General features: G+C 45.5%; 3 protein-coding genes. All 3 read left to right on the plus strand.

The window, feature by feature from the left end; translation table 11 throughout:
* Positions 1–188 precede the first annotated feature (188 nt).
* The 3 genes from AB4484_RS01655 (at position 189) to AB4484_RS01665 (ending at position 14,196) form a co-directional block, all read left to right on the plus strand.
* A complete protein-coding gene (locus tag AB4484_RS01655) occupies positions 189–1,217 on the plus strand; it encodes a helix-turn-helix domain-containing protein (protein WP_372076142.1) in 1,029 nt (342 codons plus the stop codon).
* Positions 1,218–1,370: 153 nt separating this feature from the next.
* Complete coding sequence (locus tag AB4484_RS01660; protein ID WP_372076144.1) at positions 1,371–3,392, plus strand: FAD-dependent oxidoreductase; 2,022 nt, start codon at positions 1,371–1,373, stop codon at positions 3,390–3,392.
* A gap of 280 nt (positions 3,393–3,672) precedes the next feature.
* Entirely contained in the window at positions 3,673–14,196 is a 10,524-nt protein-coding gene (locus AB4484_RS01665) for a VCBS domain-containing protein (protein WP_372076146.1), read from the plus strand.
* The last annotated feature ends 90 nt before the right edge of the window (positions 14,197–14,286 follow it).

The following is a 14,286-nucleotide window of genomic DNA, read 5'->3' on the forward strand; positions in this document are numbered from 1 at the left end:
CTTTTCCATTAAAACCAAAACTTGTATGTTATGCATGAACGTAGGGTACAGGTAAATATCCTTTTCACGGCATTCAGAATACAATTTCCCTAGGCTTTAACTTTGCAATTCAGGACAAGAAATTCACTATTCTGGACAATTAATCACTTTGTGTTTTTGATCACATCTCCGATTTATAAGGTTATAAAATGGCATTGGAACAGCGCTTTCATAACTCCCTTTCGGTTCACGCTGGCTGGCAAGCCTTGCTCGCTTTAACAGCAAAAGAGCATCAAGTGGAGAGCCAATTTTTTCCGCCAAAGCGTAAGAATTCAGATGGCCGATTGCATTTCCACGACCTTCGTGAAGAGTTAGTAAAACTGTGTGAATATACCGATGATGAGCTGATCCCCGTAAGAGCCGCGAAGCACGTTACTCCCTTAACCTTTGGCAGTTACTCCCTAGCACTATGGACTGCTCCAAACCTCGAGGCGATGCTAAAAACTGCGGCTGAATTCTCGTTCATTATTGCGTCACCTATCCGGCTTCAGTATCGAGAAAATAAACAAGGTAGCGCCGAGTTGTGGGTACTCAACAGCGAACCTTTTAGCCAAGAAAGCCACGTCACCTACCTTGGCGTAACGATGCTCATCGCCACACTCATTTACATCATCAAGCATGTGATCCTCAGCGAAGACATCGAAGTGAGCGTCAAACTGATTGAGCACAAATTCTCTCCAGAGCGCACCGAACAACTCAAGCAGTTAACTGGAGCAAAAATTACCGCCGGACACCCAATAAGAAAGATCGCTATCAACAAAAAGCATTTGCATAAGCCTTTAGATAATTACGATGAAGGGATCTATTTTTCGGCACTGAATCTATTGAGAAAAGACGCGGAGTCCCTAAAGAAAGGCGACCTGATTCTCCAGATCTACAATGCGCTCAATCAAGCGAATAACTTGGAGAATGTTTCGGGTGAGAGCCTTGCTCAGTCGCTCAACATGAACATCCGAACGTTGAATAGAAGACTTGCTGAACTCAACACAAACTATCGAGGCGTCGTCGAAAAATACAAGCTAGAAAAAGCACTGCACTTGTTAGAAGACCAACACATCAACATGACCGAGATTGCCTACCAACTCGGCTTTGCTGATTTGAGCACTTTCTCACGTGCTTTTAAGAGGTGGACAGGGCTAAGTCCAATAAAATTAAGGCGAAGTCAGAATATCACCTAGGTAAAGACTGATCTAAATCAACGTTACTTTCGATGGCATATTCGGCAAAACTTTTGTCCTAAAATGCAAAGTTAGCACGTTCGTCCCTTGCTTTAATATCACCAGTACTTGCTTGGTTAACACCCAATGCATTCAATTATTGGAGATTAGATTATGTTAAAACAAGAGCATAACGTGCTTTTTGAACCGATGAAGATCGGCTCTCTAAAGCTAAAGAATCGTTACTCTATGGCCCCGATGGGCACCTTAGGTTGTGTCGATGGTGATGGCGCGTATAACAGCCGTGGCGTTGAGTATTACGTTGCTCGAGCACGTGGTGGTGTTGGCCTGATCATTACCGGTGTGCAAATGGTAGAAAATGAACTTGAACAGTTCCCTATGCCTTCCCTTCCATGCCCAACCAACCATCCAACCGCTTATATCCGCAGCGCAAAAGAGATGACCGAACGTGTTCATACCTACGGTACTAAAATATTCGCACAGCTTACTGCTGGTTGGGGACGCTCTTGCATTCCGGGCTTTACTCCTGAAGACAAATCCATTGCGCCTTCTGAAGCGCCGAACCGCTTCGACCCTTCAATCACACACCGTGAACTGACCACTGAAGAAGTAAAATACTTCATCTCTAAGTTTGTTGAGTCGGCTGCTATTGCTCAAAAATCAGGTTTTGATGGTGTAGAAATACACGCGGTTCATGAAGGCTACTTGCTTGACCAATTCACAATGGAATTTTTCAACCAACGTACAGACCAATACGGTGGCAGCTTCGAAAATCGTTATCGCTTTGCGGTAGAGATTGTTGAAGGTATCAAAGCTGTTTGTGGCAAAGACTTCCCAGTATCACTGCGCTACTCCGTTAAAGGCAACATGAAAGGTTTCGGCCAAGGTATCCTTCCGGGCGAGCGCGCTGAAGAAGTGGGTCGAGATATGGAAGAAGGCCTCAAAGCGGCTGAATACCTGCAAAGCGCAGGGTTCGATGCCTTGAACGTTGATGCCGGCACCTATGACTCATGGTACTGGAATCACCCGCCAAACTACTTCCAACCGGGCATGTACAAGCCATACTGCAAAGCCGTTTCAGAAGTGGTCGATATTCCCGTATTAATGGCTGGCCGTATGGAGAACCCAGATCTCGCTTCGCATGCTGTTCAAAATGGCATTTGTGATGGCGTGTCACTGGGTAGACCCCTGCTCGCCGATCCAGACACGGTCAATAAGATCCGCCGAGGTCGCTTTGAAGAAGTTCGTCCTTGCTTGTCTTGTCACCTTGGTTGTCTAGGTCGTATGGCTGAAGTGGGTAACCTATCTTGCGCGGTTAACCCAAGCTGTGGACGAGAAGAAGAGTTCAGATTACTACCAACGCACAAAACCAAAAAGGTCGTCGTTGTCGGTGGTGGTGTCGCGGGAATGGAAGCCGCTAGAATTGCTTCTGAGCGCGGACATGACGTTGTACTTTTCGAAAAAGGCGGCCAACTGGGTGGCAATGTCATCCCTGGTAGCCAACCTCCATTCAAGCATGATGATAAAGCCTTGATTGCGTGGTTCAGCGGTGAAATGACTCGACACAAGGTAGACATAAAACTCAACACAGCGGCAGACAAAGCATCGATTGAAAGCGAAAAGCCAGACAGTGTTATTTTCGCTACCGGCTCTCGTCCAACTCAACCTAACTGGTTGGAAGGAAAAGATAAGCCTCACGTTTTAGTCGCTGAAAATATGTTGATGAACCCTGAGCTCATTACAGGTGACAAAGTCTGCGTGATTGGTGCCGGTTTAGTGGGCGCAGAAGCCGCTCTATGGATGGCTCAACAAGGCAAAGCGGTCACATTAGTTGAGGCATCAGACGATATCATTGGCGGCCCTCACGGTACCTGTTTTGCTAATTACCAGATGTTGAAAGAGCTTCTAGCCAAAGAACAAGTGAACGTTCTTACTTCAACACGATTAGAGCGAATCACCGATACGGGCGTTTGTCTAAACATTGAAAACAGCAGTGTTGAAATGCTTTCCGACCACGTTGTGCTAGCGCTTGGCTATAAAGCTGAAGATCACTTGCATGAAGAACTGGCGAATCAACTGGACGTTGATGAAGTATTCAATATCGGTGACAGCCAAAAAGCGAGAACGATCATGGCCGCTATCTGGGATGGCTTTGAAGTGGGTCGTACACTTTAAGACAATCTTACGCTTTAAGTTAGCTGTACGCTTTTAGTTAGTTGTACTTGGTAATTTAGTCCCGTTCAGTTAAAACACCGAAACCAAACATGGACGTTTGGTTCCTGCCTCTCACTGTATCTTTCCTTAAGTGCCCTCCCCACTTTCGTCTCGTTACATCAAAACGAGATAATTCTTCGACTTTACAGTTTTTTCTTTAAAAATTATCCAATTAGCTAGCGAAACCTCTATCTGTGTATTTTACTTAAAATAGTTCAACCACGATTCACGGATGAGAAAAATGGCTAACAAAAAAAACGTCGAAGCAAACAAGAAAAATACAGAAATCAAAAATAAGAAAAGTAACGAGCTAGCACAAAAGAAACCAACAAAAAAAAAGAAGCTCAGACTGCATTCACACCTAAAAGTTAATATCCCGCTTTTTCAATCACTCATGATGATACTGCCATCATTGGCTAAACACGCGGCTGCCGAGGATATAGACAGCTCCGGTGATACCGCAGATCAACTAGCCGCAAATAGCGTGACAGAAAAAGATGTCAGCGACGACCATGGAAGAACGGACTCATCAGCTGTTACTCATCAAGAGGCTCAAACGAGCGACAGCGACGTAAACTCGACCTTAAGTGCAAGTCATGCCGCCCATGGTTCGAGCTCTCACTTGGTTCCTTCTCATCATTTATCGACGCTTTCTCACCCGCAAGTCCATTACATTCCTTCGGTATCGATGCCGACTATCTCCTCAGGAAGTAACGGTCAGCCAACTCATTCGAATGCGCCTACGACGCCCGCTTTACCCGTCACCTTTATGCCAGAAGTCATAAAAGGTACGTACGGAGAGCTTCATGTTGATGCAAATGGTCAATACACGTTTGTATTGAATCCAAATTCTCCTCAATACATACTGTTAAATCAGCACCAACCAGGTACTGACCATTTTGCGTTACATCTATCTAATGGCTCGAGCATCATTGTCCAGATACCAGTAACAGGTAAGCAAGACACGCCAAATATTTCTGGAGACCTAACAGGTGTCGTAACAGAAGATCACAATATTGATTCACAAGGCTTGTTACATGCGAACGGTAAAATTGATGTCATAGACCCTGATCAAAATGAAAGTTCGGTTACGCCGGAAGTTATCTCAGGTAAATATGGTTCATTAACCATCGACGCTGATGGACATTGGCAGTATCAAGTTGATAACTCGCTCTCTAATGTTCAAGCTTTAACCGCAGCCACTTCATTGCACGAAAGCTTCACTATTCACACCAAAGACGGCACACCGCAAACCATCGATATGACGATTGGTGGGAACGACGACAACGCCGTTATCACAGGAGTGGATGCTGGCACGTTAACTGAAGATTTAACGACACAAGTTCAAGGGCAGCTTTCGGTAACGGACTCTGATCTTGGAGAGGAGCACTTTCAAGCCTCACAAGTGACTAGTAATTTCGGTACGCTAAGCATCACCAAAGACGGTGCGTGGACATACAGTTTAGACAACAATAACCCAGTAGTTCAAAGGCTTGGCCAAGGTTCAACTGCGACAGACATCGTCACTGTTCACTCAGCTGATGGTACAGCGCATCAAGTTATGGTTACGATCAATGGCACCAACGACCATGCAGTAATCACGAGTAGTACAGCAAATTCACCAAGTTCGTTTTTCGCTATCGGGACAAGTAATGGCTCAAGCCAAGTTACTGAAGATAAAGAACTAACGGTTTCAGGCCAACTCAACATCACCGATATCGACTCAAAAGAGGCGCATTTTTCTAATTCCGACCTCAAGGGGACACTGGGTACTTTACACCTAAAAGACAATGGCGATTGGACCTACGATCTAGATAATAAAAATCCACAAGTTCAGGCTCTTGGTCAAGGCTCTACGACAACAGACATCATAACCATCCACTCCGCCGACGGCACTCTTCATCAAATTGCAATTACCGTTAACGGCACCAATGATAAAGCCGTGATAAGCGGAACCAGTGCCGGCGCGGTAACCGAAGAGTCCCAACTTCAGACCTCGGGCACACTTGCGGTAACGGATGTAGATACTGGCGAGGCACACTTCTCCAACACCGATATCGTAGGCTCGTTTGGTACGCTTCATCTGACTGATACTGGTTCTTGGACGTACGATCTTGATAATTCAAATCCTAACGTTCAAGCGTTGGGCAAAGGAGCAACCGCTACCGACACCATTACTATTCATTCTGCTGACGGTACACCGCACCAAGTGACTATCACAGTAAATGGCACTAATGATGCTGCTTTAATCGGTGGGACAAACTCAGGTGCGGTGACTGAAGAAACTCAATTACAAACATCCGGTACGTTGACTGTCACTGATATCGATACTGGCGAGGCACATTTCTCCAACACAGATATAGTAGGCAACTTGGGGACTCTACATCTGACCGACTCAGGTGCTTGGACTTACGACCTCGATAACACAAATCCTATCGTTCAAGCGTTAGGCGTGAATAAAACAGCCACTGATACTATTACTGTCCATTCTGCTGACGGCACGCCGCATCAAGTTACGATTACGGTAAATGGCACCAATGATACTGCTGTGATTGGTGGCACCAACTCAGGTGCGGTAACCGAAGAATCTCAATTGCAAACATCCGGTACGTTGACTGTCACTGATGTAGATACTGGCGAAGCACACTTCTCAAACACAGATGTTGCAGGCAGCTTAGGGACTCTACATCTGACCGATTCTGGTGCTTGGACTTACGACCTCGATAACACAAATCCTACAGTTCAAGCGTTAGGAAAAGGAGCAACCGCCACCGATACTATTACCGTTCATTCTGCTGATGGGACGTCACATCAAGTAACGATCACAGTGAATGGCACCAATGATACTGCGGTGATAATGGGGACATCGACAGGCGATGTCCATGAAGGACACACTTTTACCGCGCCAGACGGCAGTATGACTGGCGGTTATGTTGATGACCGTTCACCTGATCATCAGCACGGAAACATAGGGAAATTGTGGAACGATGAAATCCATACCGATGGCCACCTATCGGTAGTGGATGCTGATGCCGGTGAAAGCTATGCCCAAACAGGAACTTATTACGGCACTCATGGTCGTGTCATACTTCAAACTAACGGGGACTGGACCTACTATGCTTCCATCGGCCAAGATGCAACCGGCAGAGCTATTGATCATCTGGGTAAAGGTGAATCACTAACCGATACTGTCACCGTTAGATCTGCAGATGGCACCACACACGATATCGTTGTCACCATTCATGGCGATAACGACCGCCCATACTGTTCTTCAGAAGTGCAGCTCAACAGCGGAAAAGAAGATCTTGCCCAAACCCTCACTGCAACTGAGCTATTGGCAAACACCATAGATGTAGATACCAATGACCTAGGCAAACTGACGATTACGAATCTTCATGCCGATCATGGATCTATTCTAGATAATCAAGACGGTACCTTCACTTTCACACCAACCAAAGACTACAACGGCCAAGTGCACTTCACTTATGACGTGACAGATGCGCATGGTGGTATCACTGCAACAGGCGCGAATTTACACTTACAAGCAACTGGCGATGCTGCGACTATTACTGGAATTGATCAAGGGAATGTGACAGAAGATCGTGGTTATATTGATACACAATATAATCTTCATTTTGATGGAAAATTAGATATTGTTGACCCCGACCAAGGTGAAGCTCAGTTTGATATTCAAAGAGGCCACACCTATCACGGAATTGGCTATGATACAAAAATGGGTGGGTGGGTACTTTTACAACAAGATGGTACTTATACTTATACAATTGATAATCGTAAACCAGAAATTCAAAATCTTGGGTCAACAGAGACTCTTGTCGATAAGGTGACAATCCACAGTGTCGATGGAACAAGTCATGAAATTCAGATCACAATCCACGGTACAAATGATGACCCTAAGGTTTCTTCGGTAACAACTCTTCCTGCAGGAACTGAAGATACAGATGTCGTTCTACACGCTTCTGATTTACTCGCCAACGCTACAGACATCGACCACAATGATGCAGGGCAACTCTCAGTGGCCAACCTCACCGCCGACCATGGTAAAATCACCGATAATCATGACGGTACTTTTACCTTTCATCCTGCCCGAGATTATAATGGCAAAGTCTCTTTTACCTATGATGTAAAAGATGCACATGCTGGCAGTACAGCGACTTCAGCGAGTATGACGTTAGCACCAACCAGTGATGCGGCGGTTATTACAGGCTCAGGTTCTGGGGTTAAAGAGGATATCAATGTGGATATCTCAGGAGGGTATCTCCTTGGAGCTTCTGGTGTATTCCATGTTGTTGACCCTGATGGTCCTGCACAGTCGCAATTCCCAGATGTGCTCTATGGTGGTATTTATCAAGGGTCTCATGGGGGAGATCTTCAGGTGAATAGTAATGGTAACTATTACTACCATATAAGTAATTATTTAGTACAACATCTCTCAGAGGGTGAAACACTCAAAGAGGAGTATACCATTCACAGCGTTGATGGAACTCAACACAAAGTGGAGTTTACCGTTGAGGGGACCAATGATAAACCAGTCCTCTCTGCCCAATCACAATCGGTAACTGAAGGTGGAACTCTTTTATCTGGTCAGATGCATGCCACGGATGTGGATACAAAAGACACGCATACCTTCACTATCAATAAACCTGTAGATGGCTTAACCTTTAACAATGATGGTAGTTACACTTTTGACCCCTCCCATGCCAGTTATCAAAACTTGGGAGCAAACAATGACCAAGTTATACATGTTCAGGTAAAAGTGGATGACCATAATGGTGGTACGGATACGAAGACTCTAACGTTAGTTGTACACGGAACCAATGACGGTGCAACAATTGGCGGACAAGACACCTTTACTGTTCAAGAGGATCATAACCTTACCCTAATCTCCGGTAATACGATCATATACAACGGCCAATTGACCATTACTGACGCCGATGCTGGAGAAGATCATTTTGATGGGAATCTTCATCAAAACCAACAAACAGGCACATGGAATACCGGATATACGACACAGGAAGGTGGAAAACTCATTCTTCAATCCAATGGTTCATATCGCTATGAGATTGATAATAGCCTCGCAAAGATTCAATCTCTCGGTAGTAATGAAACGTTAATTGATACTGTTACTGTGCGTTCTGCTGATGGTACACCTCATCAAATTCAAGTCACTATCCAAGGTGACAATGATGCTCCCGTTGTTAGCTCCGCAATTACACTTGCGGCTGGTACTGAAGATACGGATGTTGTACTACACGCGTCTGATTTGTTAGCCAATGCGACAGATATTGATCATAATGATGCAGGGCAACTCTCTGTGGCCAATCTCACCGCCGACCATGGCAATATCACCGATAACCATGACGGAACCTTCAGCTTTCATCCTACACAAGATTACAACGGCAAAGTCTCCTTTACCTATGACGTGCAGGATACACATGGTGGAAGTGTCGCTACATCAGCCTCAATAACTCTCACTCCCACCCGTGATTCTGCTGTGATTTCTGGCAATGATGCAGGAACGATTATTGAAGATCATAATGTCGGGCACAGCTCAGCTCAAAAGATTGCAATATCAGGCTCTTTGTCTGTAACTGATCCTGACACAGGCGAAGATCACTTCCGGTTTAACCAATTTGGTGAGAAAGCGATACATGACCCCTTTGGTGGAGATCTAAGAATAACTCCAGCTGGAAGTTGGGGGTATGAGGTTTCAAACAGTCGCTTGCAATCATTAGCTGAAGGTGAAGTAGAAAAGGTTGTATATCGTGTTTATTCTGCAGACCACACTGCCCACGATATAACAATAACGGTGACAGGCACCAATGATCAGCCGACCATCATTGCGACAACACTTGCACATGGCACTGAAGACACGCACTACCAAATGCAAGCCAGCCAATTTGGATTCAATGATATCGACTCCGGCGATACGCTACATTCCATAGCAATCACAGATCTTCCGCCAGCAACACAAGGTAAGTTTTTACTTGATGGACACGATGTTACAGCGGGACAACAGATCCCTACAGCTGACATCAGTAAACTTCAGTTCGTCCCTGCGCAAGATTTCAATGGCGATGTTCAGTTTAAATATACTGTTAACGATGGGCATACCGACTCTCAAGAGGCTACTAACACACTTCATATTGATGCGGTGGGAGATAAAGCCGTTATATCAGGTGTGGATACTGGCGATGTTTATGAAAACAGAAACCCTGATATGTCGCCAGACTTTGCCCAGCCAGGTATGGCACATTTAACTAATAGTATGATTCATGTTGAGGGGCAACTAACAATCATCGATCCAGATACCGGCGAGAATAGTTTTGATTCTAAAGGTATTGGTTATACCTATCATGGAAAATATGGCCATTTGATTCTTAATACAGATGGTAAATGGTTTTATGGTGTTGCAACCGGCACTGCTGATGTAAATGGTGGATTAACAACAAATGTAGGATCGACGATTGATCAACTTGGTGCAAATGAGACACTCACTGATACGATAACGATACAAAGTAAAGACGGTACTACTCATGATATTGTTATCACCATTCATGGCGACAACGACCGTCCATACTGCTCTTCAGAAGTGCAGCTCAACAGCGGTAAAGAAGACCTCGCGCAAACCATCACGGCCACCGAACTCTTAGCAAACACTATAGACGTGGATAGCAACGACCTAGGCAAACTCACCGTTGCGAATCTGTTAGTCGATCACGGCTCTGTAGTCGATAACAAAGACGGCACCTACACTTTTACTCCAACCAAAGACTATAATGGCCGAGTTCATTTTAGCTATGACGTCACAGATGCGCATGGCGGAACGACTCATACAGGAGCAAACACGTCTCTTGCTGCTGTTAATGATGTCGCAACATTTACTGGTGATTCAGGCAGCATAAGAGAAGATACAAACATTCACCACAACTTGCATACCACCGGGTCAGCAACCATTCCAGATGCCCTTTTTTGTCATGGGCACCTGATTGTTTCTGACGCTGATGGTCATGGCGAAGCTGCATTAGATCTTAAGGGGCAACAGAAAATATCTCTTGATGGAACCTATGGTCATTTCGACATCACTAGCAGTGGGAGATGGGTTTATAAAGCAGACAACAATAGTGTGCCTATTCAAGACTTAGACAATGGACAAACACTCACAGATAGCATTGAAGTCACATCAAAAGACGGTACCAAGCATTCAATAACCGTCACGATTAATGGGACCACCGATGATCCTGTTCTTCACAGCCTCAGTGATTCTGGTGTTCAACATAATGGTCCAGTTGAAGGGAATCTACTTACTGGCTCTGGGACGGATCAAGGATTAAGTGGTGCAGCAACAGACACCGATTCCAACGCACATCTGGTGTTGCAAGATATTCAAATAAAAGATCCCGTGTCAGGTTATGTCGCGGTAAGGCCGGGGCAACCACATACTATGGCCGGTATCGGTACACTCGCGATCGAAGCGAATGGTCATTATACTTTCACCCCGGAAGTTGGCTTTACAGGTAAAGTGCCAAGTATGGTTTATCGTGTCGGCGATGATGGTGGTAACCCAATAGGAGACTCTTCTCAAAACTCTCTCTCTATTGAAGTCACCCCTCCTCTACAACATACGCCAACGGTGACAGGGCAAACTGTTTCTACAAATGAAGACATCACCAGAACCATTACGACTAGTGAATTTGGTTACAGTGATCAAGATGGCGATACGTTACAGTTCGTGACTATTAGCAGCATACCGAGTCATGGATTATTACTTCTAAACGGTAACGCCGTAACCGCCAACCAGCAAATCAGCAAGGCTGACTTAGACGCAGGCCATTTAACTTTCACGCCGATCAATAATGAAAACGGCGCCAACTATGCGCAATTTACATTTACTGCGAATGATGGCCATAAAAATTCGGCAAGCGCCACGATGGTAGTGGATGTCAATGCAGTTAATGATGCACCTATCGTTGGATCGAGTTTTATTAGTTCTTTAGAAGATAAGCCTCATGCGTTCACCACCGCAGACTTTAAATATTCTGATATTGATGGAGATGCGTTAAACCACATCACGATTACCAATGTCGCCCATGGCGTGTTATCGCTGAATGGCGCCACAGTGAATGTTGGTGATGACGTCAGCGCCTCCGACGTTTCATCACTCATCTTCACCCCAACTCACAACTACTTTAGTTCTGGTGTCAGCGGATTAGGAGGGGTGCAATTTACCGCAAACGATGGTCATCTTGATTCAAAAGAAGGGTCAATACTCATTAATATAGCGAGTGTCGCTGACCCTGCAACATTCAGTGGAGACTCCACAGGAGTGGCAAAAGAAGACATAACACTTCAAGCTTCAGGTACGTTGACGGCGAGTGATCCTGATGGAACAGCTGGGTTTACCGCGGTACAGGGTGGAGCTGGAATAGCCGGAAGCAAAGGCTATGGGCACGCTCATATCGATGTAAATGGTCACTGGACTTACGACCTTGACAACAACCATCCTATAGTTCAACAGCTTGGCGAAGGTCAGACAGACACTGAAACCATCACGGTCCAATCTGCAGATGGCACGCACCATGATATCGTGGTTACCATTACCGGAACCAATGACGCACCGATTCTCGGCGTTAACCAAACATCATCAACAACAGGTACATTAACAGAGACTGATGTAGATGTTACTGACTCTCATACCTTCTCTGTCGTTAGTTCTGCGGGTCAATTCGGTTCACTGTCCGTCGATCCAAATACTGGTGACTACGTCTACACACCAAATACGTCTATCACAGGAATGAGTTATAACTCTGCCACCAACTCCTATCATGGTGTCGATGTATTCGAAGTAAAAGTCAGTGACGGCCATACGGATGATTCGAAATTCATCACCTTTGATGCCTCGGGGCATGTCACCATGTCACCAACGGGTGGCCTAGTCATATCAACCACAGTGCCTCAACAACCTACGGTTACAACGACACTACCAACTGTGCAAATGGTCACCAACGTAGCGACAACAAACTCGGTGACATTGGATTTGGCATCAACGAGTGACTCGGGTTCGTCGAACACTGACAACCTTACCAACGACACTACGCCAACGATTACCGGACACACTGATATTCCATTCTCGAAAGTCACGATTTACGATGGTTCCACACCCGTTGGACACGTGGTATCTGATGCCTCTGGCCAATATAGTGTTTCAGTAAGCAGCTTGTCGAATGGCGATCATAATCTATCCGCCAAAGCATTGGCTCCTTCATCAGTGATGCCTGCAACTTCTTCGCTTCTGTCTGTCCATATAGATACGCAAGTACACGTCGGTATTCAATCAGACCCGATTACCGCCGACAATGTGATTAATGCTCAAGAATCCAACAGCTCCATTGACATCACCGGATCCGTTTCTGGCGATTTTAATACAGGCGACATTGTGACTTTAGATGTAAATGGGACACAGCATACTGGCGTGGTCGATGCAAAAGGACACTATTCAATTGCCGTACCTGGCAGTGAACTCATCGCTGATGCTGACCAAAAAATAGAGGCATCAGTAGCGGTAACAGATACCGCAGGTAATAGCGCTCATGCCACTGCAGATGTTACTTACCAAGTCGATACACAGGTTAGCGTTCCTACGATTACTTTTGAAAACGCAGGGGCAGACAACTTATACAGTAAAGCTGAAATCGCCCGAGGACAGGCAAACACGATCACAGCAACCGTTACGCCTCCCGGTGATGCAAAAATCGGTGAGCATCTTGTCGTTAACGGTCAGGATCATGTATTAGATGCTCATACTCTTCAGCATGGAATACAAATTGAAGTTCATCCCGGTTCTAATGTACAAGCAACAATGACTGACGAACACGGTAATACCGCAGGTAGCCAAGGTTTCGCTGCAAGCGCTATTCCTGAACCTATCATTGTCAGACCACCATCCGGAAGCCACCAAGTATCTGGCACGCTTGGGGTTCCACCACTATTACCTTCATTAACTCCGGTACCAACAGCACAAAGCGGTTGGCGAATCCATTTACCTAACGGACAGTACGTCACTAGCCATCATGGCCAATACGGTACATTAACCATTGACCCTCAGACTGGTCATTTACATTATCAAGAGCAAGCCCAAGTTCACACGGGCCCTCATGGCAGCGCTTCTGGTATAGGTCAACATGAAGATAAATTTGAAGTAGCATTGCAAGGGACAAATCAAGATGAAGTTGTCGCCCATGTGAATATCCAGATACTCAGTCATGGACCTGGACATAGTGGAAAGCTGACAGTTGGAACTGAAGTGGTTGATATGACAATCACACCTTTGGTCCATACATCACACCCAGCTCCCCCACCACCGCCTCCTGTACAACATGACGAGCCAGACATGGCTTCGCAAGCCGACTTTACGGTCACACTAAGCGATGATAGTAATCTAGATTTAACCCAGCAGATCCATCAAGAACCCGATCAGAAAACCAGTCACCATGGTGCAGCCGCTTATCTGGATGCATTGGGCATTAAACCCGATGCGACATCGACAACGGTTCATGATCAACCTGCGGATATGGATATCGTACTTGCACAAGTCGACCAACCAGATGCAGTAACACATGACCAAGCGCACTTGGATATGTCAGACGCGCTGGAACACCATGATGCAAACATCAACCATAACCAAGATGATGAGCACCATCATCACAACGACGTAGACGGGCTACCAGACATTGATCCAAATAGTTAACCGATAACGAGACTAAACAGAAGGGAGCACATAATGTGCTCCCTTTTTATTATTTGCTGTTGTTATTCGTTTACTCTCAGCGACTCTATA

Origin of the sequence: Vibrio sp. 10N.261.46.A3, assembly GCF_041472995.1 — a bacterium.
GTDB lineage: Bacteria > Pseudomonadota > Gammaproteobacteria > Enterobacterales > Vibrionaceae > Vibrio > Vibrio coralliirubri.

Bases quoted from the DNA above. Each gene is read 5' to 3' on its own strand.
- AB4484_RS01660 (WP_372076144.1), top strand. From the start codon at position 1,371: ATGTTAAAACAAGAGCATAACGTGCTTTTTGAACCGATGAAGATCGGC.
- AB4484_RS01665 (WP_372076146.1), top strand. From the start codon at position 3,673: ATGGCTAACAAAAAAAACGTCGAAGCAAACAAGAAAAATACAGAAATC.
- AB4484_RS01655 (WP_372076142.1), top strand. From the start codon at position 189: ATGGCATTGGAACAGCGCTTTCATAACTCCCTTTCGGTTCACGCTGGC.